This is a genomic window from Streptomyces sp. NPDC107522, from assembly GCF_055657525.1.
This window is the reverse complement of sequence record NZ_JBVKAU010000007.1, coordinates 45,107-61,466: the sequence shown is the minus strand read 5'-3', so window position 1 is coordinate 61,466 and position 16,360 is coordinate 45,107. Positions and strand designations below refer to the sequence as shown.

The window sequence follows — 16,360 nt, the reverse complement described above, 5'->3', positions numbered from 1 at the left end:
TGCCGTGGATCTCCAACAGATGCGCTACGTCGTCGCCGTCGCCGAAACCCGCAACTTCACCCGCGCGGCAGAGCGCTGCCTCGTGGTGCAGTCGTCGCTCAGTCACCGGATCGCCGGTCTGGAACGGGAGCTCGGGGTCAGGCTGTTCGCCCGGTCCAGCCGTCGTGTCGAACTGACCAGCGCCGGCGAGGCGTTCGTCGCCGCGGCGCGCGAGTGCCTGGCCGCCGCGGACCGCGCGGTCGCCGACGCCGCGGCCGCGACGGGAGTGGTACGCGGCCGACTCGCCGTCGGTGTGATCGTGACCGCGGCCGCCGTGGACGTACCCGAGCTGCTGCAGCGGTATCGCGCCCGGTACCCGGACGTCCGGGTCGTCCTGCGTTCCGGACGCAGTGACGAGATGGTCGCGGCGATCCGGGACGGTGATCTGGACATCGCATTCCTCGGCCTGCCGGAGGGCGAGCGGCCGTCCGGGGTGGAAACCGTCGTCCTCGACCACGACGAGCACGTCCTCGTCGTACCGGCCGGACACCGGCTCGCCGGTGTCTCCCGGGTCACGCTGCGGGAGATCGCCGACGAGACGTTCGTGGACTTCGCGGCCGGTACGCCCGCCCGGGCCCAGTCCGATCAGGCGTTCGCCGCGGCGGGTCTGGCCCGCGACGTCGCGTACGAGGCCGGCGTCGTCGAGCTGATCTCCCGCCTCGTCGCGCGCGGGCTCGGCATCGCGCTCCTGCCCTCGGCGTACATCCGGCCGCTGGCCGCTGACGACTCCGAACTGGCGCTGCTGCCGGTCGTGGACGGACCGCGTCGCATCGAGTATCTGGCGTGGAGCCGCTTCAACCCCACCCCGGCCACCCGGGCGATGCTCGACGTCCTCGGGGTGCCACGACAGACGTAGGCCTCAGTCCTGCGTCGGCAGGTGCGGTGCCGTATCCGGATGACCCGCCGTCTCAGATCTCCCGGCCTTCCTCAGCCGCGGGCGGCGGAGCCGTGGTCTCCCGGGGGATCAGGTGCGTGGGCAGGACGACGTGCCGGACGTGGTCCGCGTCGGAGTCGTCGATGAGGGCGAGGGCGAGTTCGCCGGCCTCGCGGCCGAGGTCCGAGGGTGACTGGGCCACGGTGGACAGGTCGAACCAGTCGGCGATGGGCTGGTCGTCGAAGCCGAGGACGGAGACGCGTTCGGGCACCGGGATCTGCGTCTTGCGCAGGGTCCAGATGGTGGCGACGGCGACCTCGTCCTGTTCGGCGAAGACCGCGGTGGGCGGCTCGCGCAGGCTCAGCAGCTTGCCCACCGCTTCGGCGGCGGCGCGCTTGTCGCCGACCTCGGTGGCGACCACCAGGTCGTCGTCGAGGGGGATGCCCGCTTCGGTGAGCGCCTGCTGGTAGCCGAGCAGGCGCTCGTTGGAGCTGAAGGAGAAGCCGCTGGCACCGACCGTCTGGACGAAGGCGATCCGCCGGTGGCCGAGGTTGAGCAGGTGCCGGGTGCCGTGCAGGGCGGCGGCCACGTCGTCGACGTAGACGCTCGGCCGTCCCTCGACGTGCTGGCTGACGTAGATGACCGGCATGCCGAGGTTGTCCAGGCTCGCGGTCTCCTCGTCGGTGAGGTCGAAGCAGAACACCAGCAGCGCGTCGGCGTTGCGCCGGGCCGGGAGGCGCTCGAAGAACGCGGTGCGCGCGGCCAGGTCGGGGACGACGTAGACGTTCAGTTCCAGGCCGGCCGCCCGCAGCAGCGGTGCCAGGCTGGACAGGGCGGCTCCCATGAACCACGACTGGAGCGTGGGCACGAGCACCGCCACGTTCCCGGTCCTGCCCGTGACAAGGCTTGCAGCCTGCCGTGACACGGCGAAGTTCAGCTCGCGTGCGGCCTGCTCGACGCGCGCGCGGACCTCCGCAGAGACGGTGGACATGCCGCGCAGGGTGCGCGAAACGGTGGATGTGGAGACCCCGGCCCGTTCGGCTACGTCAGCCATCGTGGGGTGCCGCTGAGCTGGTGGCATGAGCGGACCGTAGCACAGATGACACGGACTTCGGGGCCGTTCGTGACAGCGTTTTCATGCACCGTAAAGCATCTGCCGCATCGCATTACTGCGTAGTAACGCATTGACTTCCGGCGAAAGTGACCCCTAGCTTGCAAGCGTTGTCACGCCGAGGCCATGCGTCAGCCCATTGAGTCGCACATATGGGATCTGACCTGCAAGTTTCATTCATCAACAGGCATGACAACGCGGTCTCGTGCCAGGGACAGACGACCACGTACGACCAGGAGACACCGTGAAGACCACAACCACCAGAGCGTCCCAGTGTGTGGGCATACTCGCCGTCGGCGCCCTCCTCCTCACCGCCTGCGGCTCCTCCGACGAGGGCGCCGCCGGACAGGCCGGGCCGGGGAGCTTCGAGGGCCGCGGCCCCATCACGTACGTGGCGGGCAAGGACACCACCGGGTCCGTCCAGCCGATGCTCGACCGCTGGAACAAGCTGCACCCGAAGGAGAAGGTGACCTTCATCCAGCTGCCGACGGACGCGGACGCGCAGCGCCAGCAGATGATCCAGAACGCGGAGACGAAGTCCGACGCCTATACGGTGCTCTCGCTCGACGTCGTGTGGACGTCGGAGTTCGCCGCCCACCAGTGGATCGACAAGCTGCCCGAGCAGCGGTTCCCGCTCGACAAGATGCTGAAGCCGGTCGTGGAGACGGCCAAGTACCGCGACGGCCTGTACGCGGTCCCGGCCAGCTCCGACGGCGGCATGCTCTATTACCGCACCGACCTGCTGAAGAAGGCCGGGATCACCCAACCTCCCACCACCTGGGCCGAGTTGAAGGCCGACTGCGCCAAGGTGAAGAAGCTGCCCGAGGCCAAGGGCATGTCCTGCTACGCCGGGCAGTTCCAGAAGTACGAGGGCCTGACCGTCAACTTCTCCGAGGCCGTGAACTCCGCGGGCGGCGTCGTCACCGACGCCAACGGCAAGCCGGACGTCGACACGCCTGAGGCGAAGAAGGGCCTCGACTTCCTCGTCGACTCCGTCAAGGACGGGACGATCCCCAAGGAGGGCATCACCTACCTGGAGGAGGACGGCCGCCAGGCCTTCCAGTCCGGCAAGCTGATCTTCCTGCGCAACTGGCCCTACGTGTACTCCCTGGCCGGAAAGAGCGACATCAAGGGCAAGTACGCCGTCGCCCCGCTGCCCGGCCTCGACGGCCCCGGCTCCTCCAGCCTCGGCGGCCACAACCTGGCCCTGTCGTCCTTCGCGAAGAACAAGGCGACGGCCCTGGACTTCATGAAGTTCTTCAGCAGCGAGGAGAACACGGCCACCTTCCTCAAGGACGCCTCCCTCGCCCCGCCGTACGCCTCCCTGTACGACGACAAGGCGCTGGTCGGGCAGTACCCGTATCTGCCGGTGCTCAAGGAGTCCATCCTGCGCGCCGTGCCCCGCCCGCGGGTCGTGCAGTACGGCGACGTGACCTCGGCAGTCCAGCAGGAGGCGTACGCGGCCCTGACCGGGAGCAAGAGCAGCGCGCAGGCGCTGAAGGACCTGCAGGAAGCCCTGCAGAAGTCCACCGGGCAGTGAGGAGCGGCGTCATGGCCGACACCAAGATCCCGCCCCCGGCGCCGGTGGTGAACCCGGAGCCCCGGGAGCCGGCGAACCGCCGTACGCGAGGACCGTCCCGCGCGACCGCCGGCTCGGCACGAATGGCCGCCCTGCTGGTCTCCCCGACCCTGCTGGTGCTGACGATCGTCGTGCTCTACCCGACGCTCATGGCGCTCAACGAGTCGCTGTACGGGGCGAAGGGCCTGGACCCGGAGACCGGGTTCATCAGCACGACCGAGCCGTTCGTCGGGCTGCGGAACTACGCCGACATCTTCGGCGAGGCCGGGGAGCGGTTCTGGAACGCCTTCTGGAACACGACCTTCTTCACCGTCGTCACGGTCGCCCTGGAGACGGTGATCGGGGTGGCGATGGCCCTGATCATGCACAAGGCGTTCCGGGGCCGCGGCCTGGTCCGGGCGGGCATCCTCATCCCCTGGGCGGTGCCCACGGCCATCTCCGGGCTGCTGTGGCGGTGGATCTTCAACAGCGACGGCATCGCCAACGCGCTGATCGGCCGTCAGGTCCTGTGGACCACCGAGGGCTTCCAGGCCAAGGTCGCCGTCATCGTCGCCGAGGTGTGGAAGACGGCGCCCTTCATCGGGTTGCTGGTCCTGGCCGGGCTTCAGGTCATCGGCAAGGAGGTGTACGAGGCCGCCCGCATCGACGGGGCGAGTCCGCCACGCCAGTTCTGGCACATCACCCTGCCGCTGGTGAAGCCGGCGCTGCTGGTGGCGATGCTGTTCCGCTGCATGGACGCGCTGCGCATGTTCGACCTGCCGTACATCCTCATCGGCGCCCAGAAGCACTCGGTGGAGACCCTGTCGATGCTCGCGCAGAACGAGGCGTCCAACGTCCGCTTCGGACCGGCCTCCGCGTACTCGGTGCTTCTCTTCCTCTACGTCTTCCTCGTCGCCCTGGCCTTCGTACGGCTGCTCGGCGCCGACCTGATCGGAGACGCCGGCGCCGGCGGCCGTAAGCGGAAAGGCAGCCGTATCCCGGCGCTGCGCCGCCGTACGGAGGTGGCGGCATGACGACGCTCACTGCGAAGTGGCGCAGCGGCCTGCTGTACGCCGGTGTCATCGCGGTCGTGGCCTACTGCCTGGCCCCGTTCTACTGGATGCTGGTCTCCAGCCTGCGCCGCACCTCGGACATCTTCGACACCTCGCTCTTCCCGTCCGTCGTGTCGCTCGAGAACTACCGTGCGGTGTTCGACCCCGCGCAGGGGTTCGGCCGCGCGCTGCTCAACAGCCTGGTGGTGGCGGGCATCACGACCGTCCTGGCACTGTTGCTGGCGACCTTCACGGCGTATGCGATGGCCCGGCTGGAGTTCCGTTTCAAGCGGCTGATCCTGACCCTGATCATCGCCACCTCGATGTTCCCGGTGGTGTCGATCGTCGTTCCGCTGCTGAAGCTGTTCACGGACATCGGCTGGATCAACACCTACCAGGCCATGATCGTGCCGAGCATGTCCTTCGCGCTGCCGCTGGCGGTGTGGAACCTGACGACCTTCTTCCGGCAGATGCCGGACGAGCTGGAGCACGCCGCCATGGTCGACGGCTGCACCCGGGGCCAGGCGTTCCGCAAGGTCATCATCCCGCTCGCGGCGCCGGGCATCTTCACCACCGCGATCATCACGTTCATCGCGGCCTGGAACGAGTTCCTCATCGCCCTGTCGATGACCAACAAGCCCGGCATGCAGACCGCTCCGGTCGCCATCTCGAAGTTCACCGGCGCGACGACGTACGAGACCCCGTTCGGCAGCCAGATGGCCGCGGGCGTCCTCGTCACGGTGCCGCTGGTGGTCATGGTGCTGGTCTTCCAGCGCCGTATCGTCGCCGGGCTCACGGCCGGCGCGGCGAAGTAGACACGCCAACCCCTCAACTCCCAAGGAGCCACACACCCGTGTCCCCCACCACCCCCTGGTGGCGCAGCGCCGTCATCTACCAGGTCTACATCCGCAGTTTCGCCGACGGCAACGGCGACGGCGTCGGCGACATCGCCGGTCTGCGCTCCCGGCTGCCGTATCTCAAGGACCTCGGCGTGGACGCCATCTGGATCAACCCGTGGTACAAGTCGCCGATGGCCGACCACGGTTACGACGTGGCCGACTTCCGCGAGATCGACCCGCTGTTCGGCTCGGTGGCCGAGGCGGAGCGGCTCATCGCCGAGGCGCACGAGCACGGGATCCGCGTCATCCCCGACATCGTGCCCAACCACACCTCCGACCGGCACGCCTGGTTCCGGGCTGCGTTGGCCGCCGGGCCCGGCAGCCCCGAGCGCGACCGCTACGTCTTCCGGCCGGGGCGCGGCCCCGACGGCTCCGAACCCCCCAACGACTGGGTCTCCAGCTTCGGCGGCCCGGCCTGGACCCGGCTGCCCGACGGCGACTGGTACCTGCACCTGTTCGCTCCCGAGCAGCCCGACCTCAACTGGGAACACCCCGAGGTCCGCGAGGAGTTCGAGTCGATCCTGCGGTTCTGGTTCAGCCGGGGCGTGGACGGCTTCCGTATCGACGTCGCCCACGGCCTGATCAAGCACCCCGAACTCCCCGACCTGCCGCCACGCCAGGACCCGGTCGACGGGCGGCCCTGGCAGCACGTCGACCACCCGCACTGGGACCGCGACGAGGTCCACGAGATCTACCGTGCCTGGCGCAAGGTGGCCGACGAGTTCCCCGGCGACCGGTGCTTCGTCGCCGAGGCGTGGGCGGACACCCCCGAACGGCTCGCCGCCTACGTCCGCCGGGACGGCCTGCACACCGCGTTCAACTTCGACTTCCTGATGTCCATGTGGGACCCGAAGGAGCTGCGCACGGTCATCGACGACTCGCTCGCCATGCTCGGCTCGGTGGGCGCGCCGGCCACCTGGGTCCTGTCCAACCACGACGTCGTACGCCATCCCAGCCGCTACGGCCGCCCGACCCCCTCCCGGCGCTGGGTGGCCAACGAGACCTACCGCGCCGAAGGCCCCCTGGACCTCGACCTGGGCACCCGCCGCGCCCGCGCCGCGGCCCTCCTGATGCTGGCCCTGCCCGGCGGCGCCTACGTCTACCAGGGCGAGGAGCTCGGCCTGCCCGAGGTCGAGGACCTGCCCGAGTCCGTTCTGCAGGACCCCATCTGGGAACGCTCCGGCCACACCCAGCGCGGCCGTGACGGCTGCCGGGTGCCGATCCCGTGGTCCGGGCAGAGCACGCCGTACGGCTTCAGCCCCGAGGACGCGACCGCCGCGCCCTGGCTGCCCCAGCCGGCCGACTGGGCCGGGCGCAGCGTGGCCGCGCAGACCGGCGACGCGGCCTCGATGCTGGAGCTGTACCGCACGGCCCTGCGCCTGCGCCGCGACACGCCTGCGCTCGGCGACGGCACGCTGACCTGGCTGGACGCCCCCGACGGGGTGCTCGCCTTCCGCCGCGAGCCGGGTTTCGTGTGCGTGGTCAACCTGTCGGCCGAGCCGTACCGGCTGCCCGGCCACAGCGCCGTTCTGCTGACCAGCGGCCCCGTCGAGGGCAGCGTACTGGCGCCGGACCAGGCGGCATGGCTGGCGGTGTGACGATCGGCGAGCAGGGGGGCGGGGGTGCGCCTCGCCCCCCTGCGACCTCGGAGCGCTCAGGGGACGGACGTCGCCACACCTTTTCTCACGGATGCCGGCATTCCGTACCATGACAGCCATGAAGGAGCCCGTCGAGCCGCCGCTGCCGCCCGCGCCGGGCGCGGAGCAGTACCCGTCGCTCGCCCTCGTCAACACCGTCATCGCGCTGCCGGGCGGTCACTACGTCGATCTGCTCGGCACCCCGGCCGCCGCGAACGACTGGCTCGTCGGTCTCGGACTGGCTCCCGTCGACGCCGGGATGCGGGAGATGTGCGCGGCGCAGCTGCGTTCGCTGCGGGAACAGATCCGGTCGCTGTTCGACTCCCGCGTCGCGGCGCTGCCCGCCCTCCCCGCCGCCCTGGCCGCCGTGAACGACGCGCTGACCAGGGTCCCCACGGCCCCGCTCCTCCAGTGGGACGACAAGAACGGCCCCTACCGCGCGGCCCCGCACCCCACCACCGAGATCGTCGACCACGCCCTGGCGACCCTCGCCGCCGACGCCGCCGACCTGCTCACCTCCCCCGACGCCGAACGCCTCACGGCCTGCGGCTCCGCGCCCTGCAACCGCTACCTGCTCCGGCACGGCCGCCGCCACTGGTGCTCGACCCGCTGCGGCGACCGCGCCCGCGCGGCACGCGCGTATGCCCGGCGTACGCGGCCCCCGTCGGACTGACTGAACCCGCTAGACCCGCACCCGCCGCTCACAGTTCGTGGCGATCAGGTCGCGCAGGTTGGCGACCACCGTGTCGGTGGCGCCGCCGTCGCAGTCCGCCGAGTCGTTGCCGATCACGCCGTCGCGGAGGTCGATCGTGTCGTTGGCGCCGCCGGTGCGGACGAAGTCGCCGCCGGTTCCGGCGTTGATGACGGTCGTGATGTCGGCCGTGGAGAAGAAGCTGTCCCCGAAGTTGCCCAGCGCGGAGTTGATACGGCTGACCCCGGCGGCGAGGCCGCAGTCGGCGGCGGTGCCGTCGGTGCCGGGCACCGCCGTGCAGCCCGGGCGGGCGAGGATGTGCGCGTCGTCTTCCACGATCAGATGTCCCTGCCGTGGTCCGTCGGTGGCGACACTGACCCTCATATGGTTCGCCACGTTGGCGAAGGCCAGGATCCGGACGGTGCCGTCGACCCGGTCCACCACGGAGCCCGGAGTCTCCTGCGCGACGGCGGGGGTGGCGGGTACAGCGAACGCCGCCAGGGACACACCCGCGACCAGCAGCGGAGCGGCCGTACGCGTCACAGACCTCTTCGCGATCTTCATGCCTGCGCTTCTCTCCTTGCCTGGGGAGAGGGTGCCAAGCGCGGCGCCCTCGGCTCAGCCAAACACTCGGCAATGGATCACGCACGGTGAGTAATGCACACGAGTGTCGTCGGCGGGGGTGCGGGGGTCTTCAGGGCGAGGTCGAACCAGACGGCCTTTCCGTGCGGTACGGCCGGGCCGTGGCCCCATTGGCCGTGGGTGAGGGCGTCCACGAGGTACAGGCCCCGACCGCCCGTCTCCCACTCCGGTGGAGTCGACTCCCTGGTCACCGGCGGGTTTTCGTCCCTGTCGTAGACGACGACACGCACCCGCCCGGCCTCTACCCCCAGCCACAGCGCGGCGCCGTCACCGCCCTTGGCGTGGACACAGGCGTTGGTGACGAGTTCGGAGGTGCAGAGCGTGGCGTCGTCGACGAGGTCGGTGTCGAGTCTGAGTTCGCGGAGTACGGAGGCGACGAAGTCGCGGGCGATGCGGGGGGAGGTGTCGAGGGGCGGGCAGGTGAGGGTGTAGGAGGGCATGGCGGATCAACTCCGGTGGGCTGAGATGGGTTTGGCGAGCCTGGCCGCGTTGCTGTCCGGCGCCCCGGGTGTCGACGGGCCGGGGTGGCGCTTCCAACGGGCTTAGGGCGTGCGGGACTTGCGGATGCGTGACGGGACGGACACGCTCCGTGAGGTACGTTACGACAGTAGCGGGAAACGTTGAGGCGCCTCAACGTTTCCCGGACATCGTCACCAGGAGGACTGAATGCCAGCGAAAGCCAACCCCACGGCCCGTCAGGTGCGCTTGGGGGCGGAGATGCGCAAGCTGCGTGAGGCCGGGGGCGTATCGAACCGCCAGGCGGCCCAGTTCCTGAACACCAGCCCGACGCAAATCAGTCACATCGAGGCGGGACGGTTCGGGATCAGCGAAGAGCGGCTGCGCAGCATGGCCCGGTTCTACGCCTGCGACGATCCACAACTCGTCGACGCGCTTGTCGAGATGGCCAAGTGGTCCCCTGGCAAGGGCTGGTGGGAAGAGTTCCGCGGGATCATCCGCCCCCGGGCTCTCGACCTCGCCGAGCTGGAGCACCACGCCTCCTACATCCGCACGTTCCAGGTCGTGCATATCCCGGGAATCCTTCAGACCGAGGAGTACGTCCACGCGGCCTCGATGTTCGTCGAGCCGAACCGTCCGGAGAGCGAGCATGAGGCACGCGTCTCGTTCCGGATGCGACGCCAGGAGGTACTCGAGTCGGGGATGCCGTATGACGCGATCATCCACGAGGCCGCACTGCGCATGCGTGTCGGCGGCCCCAAGGTCGCCCGGGCTCAGCTCGAACATCTCCTCCGAGCGTCCGAGCGGACGAACATCACGATTCGCGTGATCCCGTTCGCGGCCGACGGTTTCGCAGGGGCGGGCCTCGCGATGCAGTACCTCGGCGGAGTCATCCCACAACTCGACACCGTGCAGATCGACACACTGCACGGGGCCGAGTTCATCGATGCCACCGCTCAACTGAACCGCTACCGAGCTCTCCTCGAACGCGTGGACAGTACTGCTCTCCCGCAGGATGCTTCACTTGACCTCATCCGCAGAATCGCCCAAGAACTGTGAAAGGCCACCCGTGTCTGAAGCCCTCCACTGGCAGAAGTCGTCGTTCTCGGCAGGGCCCGAGGACACCGACTGCGTGGAGATAGCCGCTACCCCCACCACCCTCCACCTCCGCGAAAGCGACGCCCCGACCAACGTCCTCACTCCCACCCCCACCGCCCTCCACGCCCTGCTCACCACCCTGAAGGCAGATTGACGGAAGCGTCGGCTTGATCTTGCCCGTAAGGCCAACATGTCCTCATGACTGGCTGGCAAAAGGCTCTTTGGTGGACGTTGGCCGCAGTGGGCGCCCTCGCGGCGGTCGTGCTGCTGGTGTGGGTGGCGACGGCGGATCTGGAACGGTCGAGTCAGGCCGCGGGCGTGATCGGCTCGGTGGCCGGAATCGCGGCGTTGGGGGTCGGGCTGTGGCAGCTCAGGGCCGGGGCGGCGAGCACACCCTCTGCCGTGGAGCCGGTACACGCTGAGGCCGGCTCGAACGCCGCTCGCGGCAACATTCGCAACGCCCAGGCGCGGGACACGGCGCCGGGCGCGGGCACATCGCCGAACAGCGGACCCGGAGTACGGGCGACCGGCGGCTCGAACGCGGCCGGTGGGGACATCGACGGGTCGACGGCGCAGCACGGCCAGTGATGGGGAAACGCAAGCAGCAGCCCGGCAGAGACGTGTCGAGCGAACCGGCCATGCCCGCAGGGATATCGGCCTCCTCAGGCTCCAACGCAGCCGGACGCGACGTCGTGAACTCCGTCGCGGTGCACGCCGAACAGGCGCTGCCCCCGGAGGCGTACGGTCCGATCCCGGACGACGCCGCGGCCGACGGGGCGTCGAACATCCCCCTGACAGAGCTGTTCGTCGGCCGGGACTCGGCGCTTGATCAGCTGGACGCGGCGCTCGCCGCTCCGGGCGGGGTGGTGTTGCGGGCGGTGAGCGGCCTGGGCGGGGTGGGCAAGTCCACGCTGGCCGCACGCTGGGCCGCGGACCGGGCCACGGCTCGGCTGCGGTGGTGGATCACAGCCGACAGCCCGGCCGCCGTGGACGCCGGGCTCGCTGAGCTGGCGTGCGCGCTGCAGCCGGGGCTGGCCGGGTTACCGGTGGAGCTGCAGAAGGAGCGGGCGGTGGCGTGGCTGGCCGGTCACGGGGACTGGTTGCTGGTGCTGGACAACGTCGACCACCCCGACCACATCGGCCCGCTGCTGGACCGGGTACCCCATCAGGGGCGCATCCTGGTCACCACGCGCCGGGCGACGGGCTGGCATCGGCTGACGACCACGCTCCGCCTGGACGTGTTCGATCCGGCGGAGTCGGTCGAGCTGTTCACCCGCATCCTCACCTACGACGGGCCGCGGGAGACCGACGGCGCGCGTGACGTGTGCGACGAGCTCGGGCACTTGGCACTGGCCGTGGAACAGGCCGCCGCGTTCTGCCACGAGAGCGGCACGACGCCCCGCGCCTACCTGGACATGCTGCGTCAGTGGCCGGCCGAGACATACGCGCTCGGTCCCGCGGGTGCGGACGCTGAGCGAACGGTGGCTCGGATCTGGCGCATCACACTCGACCGCCTCGCGGACATGCCCCTCACAGGGCAGGTACTACGGATCCTGGCGTGGTACGCCCCCGACCACATCCCGCGCACACTGCTCGATGGCCTTGCCCCACCGCCCGTCCTCGCAGCAGCGGTCGGGCGGCTGGCCGCGTACAGCATGATCACGGAGAACGACGACGGCACCCTCTCGGTCCATCGACTCGTGCAGGCCCTCGCCCGCACTCACCAGGACGAGGACCCCCACCGCCAGGACGCCGACATCGTCCGCGGCCAGGAGGAGGCCACGAGCCGGCTAAGAAGCGCCTTCCCCTCCGAGGTCTTACTGCCCGAACACTGGCCCCAGTGCCAGCTGCTGCTGCCGCACGTCGACGCCCTGGCCAAGAACAGCACGTCTGAGCAGGACACGCTCGACATGTCGTATCTGCTGGACCGAGCCGCCGCGTTCCGACAGGACCAAGGCGCAACAGAGCTTGCTATCGCATACTTCCTCCGGGCTCATGCCACCATCCAGCGTGTACTCGGTGAGGTCCACCCCGACACGCTGGCCTCCCTGAACAACCTGGCAGCCGCGTACGAGTCAGCCGGAGACCTGACGCACGCCGTCCCGCTGTACGAGCAAAACCTCACCGATTGCGTTCGGATGCTCGGTGAGGACCACCCCCACACGCTGACTGTCCGGAACAACCTGGCAGGCGCATACGAGTCAGCCGGAGACCTGGCAGGCGCCATCCCGCTGTACGAGCAAAACCTCACCGACCGGATTCGCCTGCTCGGTGAGGACCACCCCCACACGCTGACTTCCCGGAACAACCTGGCAGGCGCATACGAGTCGGCCGGAGACCTGGCACGCGCCATCCCGCTGTACGAGCAAAACCTCACCGACCGGATTCGCCTGCTCGGTGACGACCACCCAGACACACTGGGCTCGCGGAACAACCTGGCGTACGCGTACAAGTCGGCCGGAGACCTGGCACGCGCCGTCCCGCTGTACGAGCAAAACCTCACCGATTGCGTTCGGGTGCTCGGTGAGGACCACCCCAACACGCTGCGCTCGCGGAACAACCTGGCGTCCACCTACGAGTCCTCGGGAAACTTGACACGCGCCGTCCCGCTGTACGAGCAGACCCTCGCCGCGTGCGAACGCGTTCTCGGGCACGAGCACCCAATGACGGAAACGGTGCGTGCAAATCTGAACTCCGCGCGCGGCGCATAGTGGCCGACTGGCAATCCCCTACGCTCACTTCGTCCCCACTGTCCGCAACACCGCAACCGCCAACGCCCGCGCCACCCCCACCACTTCGCTCACCGACACCCGCTCCCCCGCACTGTGCGCCACCCGAATATCCCCCGGCCCGAACTGCAAGGTAGGAATCCCAGCCCCGGCATACAACCGCAGATCACTCCCGTACGGCGCCCCACACTCCCGCAACCCGCCCCCGCCCCCGCCACCCACCGCATCGGCATAAGCCCCCCGCATCACCCCCGGCAACGCATGCCCCTCCGGCAACCGCCCACTCGCGAACTGCCCACCCGGCCACGTCACCGTCGCCGGATGCTCCCGCAACCAGGGATCATCCGCGCACGCCTCCGCCACACACCGCTCAAACGCGGCCCGCGCCTCCGCCGGATCCTCCCCCAGCCGCACCCCCAACCGGCCCTCCGCGACCAGCAGATCAGGCACACTGCTCGCCCAGTCCCCGGCGCGCACGGTCCCCACCGACAGGGCGTACGGAATCGGATGCTCGGCCATCAACGGATGCACCTCCCGATTCCGCTCGGCCTCCAACCGCCCCAGCGCCTGATGCAACGGCACATACGCATCGATCGCGCTCACCCCCTGATCCCGCGCACTCCCGTGCGCCGCCTTACCGGGCACAGCCAGCCGAAAGGTCAACGCCCCCGCGTTGGCGGTGACGAGCGCACCACCCGTCGGCTCCGCGATGACGCACACATCACCCCTGTGCCCCCGCCGCAAGGTCCCGAAGGCACCAAGGCCTCCGTCCTCCTCCCCCACCACGAAGTGCACCCCCACCCGCCCCCGCAGCCGCACCCCGGCGGCCCGCATCGCGGCGAGCGCGGCGAGGTGGGCCACCAGCCCGGCCTTCATGTCACAGGCCCCACGCCCGTGTACGACATCACCGGCCACCCTCGGCACGAACGGATCCCCGGCCCACGCGTCGAGATCCCCGGGCGGGACGACATCCACATGTCCCTGCAGGACGAACGTAGGCCCGTCTCCGCCGTCCTCCGTCACGCCCACCAGGCCCCAGGCCTCGTCCCGCTCCGCCTCCGTACCCGGGAACTCGGGTTCCGCGCGCAGAGCCTCCAGATCCATGGACCACAGGTCGACGTCCAGCCCGAGCCGCTCCAGCCGCCCCGCCAGCAGATGCTGCAGCTCCGACTCGGCCGCGCTGCCGGTGACACTCGGCACCGCGATCAGCTCCAGCAGCGTCCGCCCGATCGCGGCCTCGTCGATCTCCGCCAGGACGGCACTCTCCACGTCACTGAGCACGATGACGCCCCCTCCCCTCTCCCGGACAGACCCGGGCCGCCGCGCACGGCACGCCGGACCGATCGTCACCCATACCCGGGGAGAACCGACAGGGCCTAGACGGAACCGCCCACCGTGAACCCGTCCACCCTGAACCCACCCACCGTGAACCCGATCACCGTCCCACCCCCGTCCCGCCGGAAGGCGAACGGCGCACCCCCGTGCGACAGCGCCACCTCCCGCACGATCGACAGCCCCAGCCCCGACCCCGGCAGCGACCGCGCGTCGGCGGCGCGGTAGAAGCGGTCGAAGACGCGGATCAGGTCGTCCTCGGCGATGCCCGGCCCCCGGTCGAGGACCTCCACCCGAACCGTCCCGGGCCGCGCCGGCCCGGCGACGCTGATCTCGATGGGCGCCGTGCCGCCGCGGTCGAACTTCGCCGCGTTCTCGACGAGGTTGGTCACCGCGCGCTGGAGCATCCCCGGCCGCCCGTCCGTCGTCGTGTCACCGCTCGCACGGACCTCGATCCGCCGTCCCGTACGCCGTCGGGCGAGCCCCGCGACGTCCTCGGCGATGTCGGCGAGGTCGACCCGCTGGGCCGGCTCGGTGTCGGACTGCCCGGCCGCGAGGTCGACCAACTCGTTGACCAGGTCGGTCAGTTCGCGCGCCTCCTGGCTCAGGTCCGCCACCAGTTCGTCGCGGGTGGCGGGGGGCAGCTCGTCGATGCGGCGCAGCAACGAGATGTTCGTACGCAACGACGTCAGCGGAGTGCGGAGCTCATGGCCCGCGTCCTGCACCAGCCGCCGCTGGTCCTCCTCCGACTGCGCCAGCCGGCCCAGCATCCGGTCGAAGGCGCGGCCCAGGCGGCCGACCTCGTCGTATCCAGTGACCGGTACCTGGATGCCGAGCCGCCGGGTGCGGGCGACGTCCTCGGCGGCGGCGGTGAGGACGACCAGGCGGCGCGTGATGCGCCGGGCCAGCCACCAGCCGAAGAGCCCCGCGAGCGTGACCACGGCCGCCATCAGCAGCAGGGTGCGCTGCTGCAGCGCCCGCAGCAGGTCCTCCGTGTCGCTGAACTCCTGGGCCACCTGCACCGCACCCCGTCCGCCACCGAGCGCGACGGTCGCGACGCGGTAGACGTCGCTGCCGACGCCCACGTCCTTGTACTGGACCATCCGCCCGGCCGTCGCGTCCCCCGCGATCCGCCGGTCTGCGGCCGTGACCGGCAGCCCCGGCCGTCCGGGGTCGACGACCGCACCGTCCGAGCCCAGCACCTGCACATCGGTCCTGGCGGGCCGTACGAGATCGTGGCCGGGCGCGGAGGACGAGAAGTCCTCCGGTGTCATCGGCCGCTCCCGCACCTCGCCGCGCAGATCCTGCACGACCTCGTCGAACACGGACTCCTGGTCCACCCGCACCAGCCGGGCGGCGGCGGTGTACGACAGCAGACCGACCAGGACGGTGACGACGGCCGTCACCGCCGCGAAGGACACGGCGAAGGTGGTGCCGAGCCCGCTTCTGCGCCGCCCCGTCAGCAGCCGCCCGAGCCGACGGCGGACCCGGCGCACTCAGTCCTCCCGCAGCACATAACCCACCCCGCGCACCGTGTGGATCAGCTGCGGCGCGCCGGGCTCGTCGAGTTTGCGGCGCAGGTAGCCGACGTAGACGGCGAGGTTCTTGGAGCCGGGGCCGAAGTCGTAGCCCCAGATGCGGTCGTAGATGGTGGAGTGGTCCAGGACGATGCCGGCGTTGCGGACGAGCAGCTCGAGCAGCTCGAACTCGGTCCGGGTCAGCTCCAGCTCCCGCCCGCCCCGCCACGCCCGCCGCGCCTGCGGGTCCATCCGCAGGCCCGCCGCCTCGATCAGCCGGCCGGACGTCGCGGGAGTGTCGGGGGCCTGCTTCGGTACGTCGACGGGGGCGCCGTTCGTCTCCGTGGTGCGGCGCAGCAGGGCGCGCAGCCGGGCGAAGACCTCCTCGACGTCGAAGGGCTTCACCACGTAGTCGTCGGCGCCCGCGTCCAGGCCGGCGATCCGGTCCTGGGTCTCCACGAGCGCCGTCAGCATCAGGATCGGGGTGCGGTCGCCCTCGGCACGCAGCACCCGGCAGACCTGCAGCCCGTCGATGCCGGGCATCATCACATCGAGGACGAGCACGTCCGGGGGCGTCTTGTGGGCCTGCGCGAGCGCCTCCACACCGTCGGCGACCGCGGTGACCTGATAGCCCTCCAGGGTCAGCGCGCGCTCCAGCGCGTTGCGGATGGCGCGGTCGTCTTCGGCGAGGAGAACAGTCTGGGACACGGGTTCAGTGTGCCAAG

The 16,360-nt window shown here is 70.3% G+C and carries 16 protein-coding genes; 10 read left to right on the top strand and 6 right to left on the bottom strand.

Translation table 11 applies throughout. The annotated features are described in order from the left end of the window. Positions 1-4: 4 nt before the first annotated feature. Entirely contained in the window at positions 5-895 is an 891-nt protein-coding gene (locus tag ACZ7L6_RS23480; RefSeq protein WP_471926948.1) for a LysR family transcriptional regulator, read from the top strand. Positions 896-947: 52 nt separating this feature from the next. On the opposite strand, the gene ACZ7L6_RS23475 is transcribed toward ACZ7L6_RS23480, so the two are convergent. Further along, the gene (locus ACZ7L6_RS23475; RefSeq protein ID WP_471927508.1) at positions 948-1,967 is read right to left on the bottom strand and encodes a LacI family DNA-binding transcriptional regulator; all 1,020 of its coding nucleotides are present in this window, start codon (positions 1,965-1,967) and stop codon (positions 948-950) included. A gap of 301 nt (positions 1,968-2,268) precedes the next feature. On the opposite strand from ACZ7L6_RS23475, the gene ACZ7L6_RS23470 reads away from it, so the two are divergent. The 5 genes from ACZ7L6_RS23470 to ACZ7L6_RS23450 all read left to right on the top strand — a co-directional run bounded on the left by ACZ7L6_RS23470 (position 2,269) and on the right by ACZ7L6_RS23450 (position 7,843). Next, entirely contained in the window at positions 2,269-3,564 is a 1,296-nt protein-coding gene (locus ACZ7L6_RS23470; protein WP_471926946.1) for an ABC transporter substrate-binding protein, read from the top strand. A gap of 11 nt (positions 3,565-3,575) precedes the next feature. Further along, on the top strand, positions 3,576-4,616 hold the full coding sequence (locus ACZ7L6_RS23465) for a carbohydrate ABC transporter permease (RefSeq protein ID WP_471926944.1): 1,041 nt from the start codon (positions 3,576-3,578) through the stop codon (positions 4,614-4,616). Continuing rightward, the gene (locus ACZ7L6_RS23460; protein ID WP_471926942.1) at positions 4,613-5,449 is read left to right on the top strand and encodes a carbohydrate ABC transporter permease; all 837 of its coding nucleotides are present in this window, start codon (positions 4,613-4,615) and stop codon (positions 5,447-5,449) included. The genes ACZ7L6_RS23465 and ACZ7L6_RS23460 overlap by 4 nt, the downstream gene beginning before the upstream one ends. Positions 5,450-5,487: 38 nt before the next feature. After that, positions 5,488-7,131 (top strand): glycoside hydrolase family 13 protein, encoded by a 1,644-nt coding sequence (locus ACZ7L6_RS23455; RefSeq protein WP_471926940.1) that lies wholly within the window; start codon positions 5,488-5,490, stop codon positions 7,129-7,131. Between the two features lie 118 nt (positions 7,132-7,249). Beyond that, positions 7,250-7,843, top strand: coding sequence for a CGNR zinc finger domain-containing protein (locus ACZ7L6_RS23450; RefSeq protein WP_471926938.1), 594 nt, complete (start codon positions 7,250-7,252; stop codon positions 7,841-7,843). Positions 7,844-7,852: 9 nt separating this feature from the next. On the opposite strand, the gene ACZ7L6_RS23445 is transcribed toward ACZ7L6_RS23450, so the two are convergent. Further along, a complete protein-coding gene (locus ACZ7L6_RS23445) occupies positions 7,853-8,425 on the bottom strand; it encodes a hypothetical protein (RefSeq protein WP_471926936.1) in 573 nt (190 codons plus the stop codon). A 77-nt stretch (positions 8,426-8,502) separates the two neighbouring features. Continuing rightward, positions 8,503-8,943, bottom strand: a complete 441-nt coding sequence (locus tag ACZ7L6_RS23440; RefSeq protein ID WP_471926934.1) for an ATP-binding protein — start codon at positions 8,941-8,943, stop codon at positions 8,503-8,505. 226 nt (positions 8,944-9,169) lie between these two features. Here ACZ7L6_RS23440 and ACZ7L6_RS23435 point away from each other — a divergent pair, with 226 nt between their 5' ends. The 4 genes from ACZ7L6_RS23435 to ACZ7L6_RS23420 all read left to right on the top strand — a co-directional run bounded on the left by ACZ7L6_RS23435 (position 9,170) and on the right by ACZ7L6_RS23420 (position 12,768). After that, the gene (locus tag ACZ7L6_RS23435) at positions 9,170-10,018 is read left to right on the top strand and encodes a helix-turn-helix domain-containing protein (protein WP_471926932.1); all 849 of its coding nucleotides are present in this window, start codon (positions 9,170-9,172) and stop codon (positions 10,016-10,018) included. Positions 10,019-10,028: 10 nt separating this feature from the next. Next, complete coding sequence (locus tag ACZ7L6_RS23430) at positions 10,029-10,211, top strand: DUF397 domain-containing protein (protein ID WP_471926930.1); 183 nt, start codon at positions 10,029-10,031, stop codon at positions 10,209-10,211. Between the two features lie 44 nt (positions 10,212-10,255). Then, positions 10,256-10,645 (top strand): hypothetical protein, encoded by a 390-nt coding sequence (locus ACZ7L6_RS23425; RefSeq protein WP_471926928.1) that lies wholly within the window; start codon positions 10,256-10,258, stop codon positions 10,643-10,645. 104 nt (positions 10,646-10,749) lie between these two features. Next, on the top strand, positions 10,750-12,768 hold the full coding sequence (locus ACZ7L6_RS23420; RefSeq protein WP_471926926.1) for a tetratricopeptide repeat protein: 2,019 nt from the start codon (positions 10,750-10,752) through the stop codon (positions 12,766-12,768). Positions 12,769-12,792: 24 nt separating this feature from the next. On the opposite strand, the gene ACZ7L6_RS23415 is transcribed toward ACZ7L6_RS23420, so the two are convergent. The 3 genes from ACZ7L6_RS23415 to ACZ7L6_RS23405 form a co-directional block, all read right to left on the bottom strand. Continuing rightward, entirely contained in the window at positions 12,793-14,067 is a 1,275-nt protein-coding gene (locus ACZ7L6_RS23415) for an ArgE/DapE family deacylase (protein WP_471926924.1), read from the bottom strand. A gap of 95 nt (positions 14,068-14,162) precedes the next feature. Next, positions 14,163-15,614: a HAMP domain-containing sensor histidine kinase gene (locus tag ACZ7L6_RS23410; RefSeq protein WP_471926922.1), complete on the bottom strand. Its 1,452-nt coding sequence runs from the start codon at positions 15,612-15,614 to the stop codon at positions 14,163-14,165. Next, positions 15,615-16,343, bottom strand: coding sequence for a response regulator transcription factor (locus ACZ7L6_RS23405; RefSeq protein WP_471926920.1), 729 nt, complete (start codon positions 16,341-16,343; stop codon positions 15,615-15,617). Between the last annotated feature and the right edge of the window lie 17 nt (positions 16,344-16,360).

What these genes read in the sequence shown, in the direction of transcription:
- ACZ7L6_RS23475 (WP_471927508.1), bottom strand. Translation starts at nt 1,967, where the DNA reads ATGGCTGACGTAGCCGAACGGGCCGGGGTCTCCACATCCACCGTTTCG.
- ACZ7L6_RS23465 (WP_471926944.1), top strand. Translation starts at nt 3,576, where the DNA reads ATGGCCGACACCAAGATCCCGCCCCCGGCGCCGGTGGTGAACCCGGAG.
- ACZ7L6_RS23460 (WP_471926942.1), top strand. Translation starts at nt 4,613, where the DNA reads ATGACGACGCTCACTGCGAAGTGGCGCAGCGGCCTGCTGTACGCCGGT.
- ACZ7L6_RS23450 (WP_471926938.1), top strand. Translation starts at nt 7,250, where the DNA reads ATGAAGGAGCCCGTCGAGCCGCCGCTGCCGCCCGCGCCGGGCGCGGAG.
- ACZ7L6_RS23445 (WP_471926936.1), bottom strand. Translation starts at nt 8,425, where the DNA reads ATGAAGATCGCGAAGAGGTCTGTGACGCGTACGGCCGCTCCGCTGCTG.
- ACZ7L6_RS23440 (WP_471926934.1), bottom strand. Translation starts at nt 8,943, where the DNA reads ATGCCCTCCTACACCCTCACCTGCCCGCCCCTCGACACCTCCCCCCGC.
- ACZ7L6_RS23435 (WP_471926932.1), top strand. Translation starts at nt 9,170, where the DNA reads ATGCCAGCGAAAGCCAACCCCACGGCCCGTCAGGTGCGCTTGGGGGCG.
- ACZ7L6_RS23425 (WP_471926928.1), top strand. Translation starts at nt 10,256, where the DNA reads ATGACTGGCTGGCAAAAGGCTCTTTGGTGGACGTTGGCCGCAGTGGGC.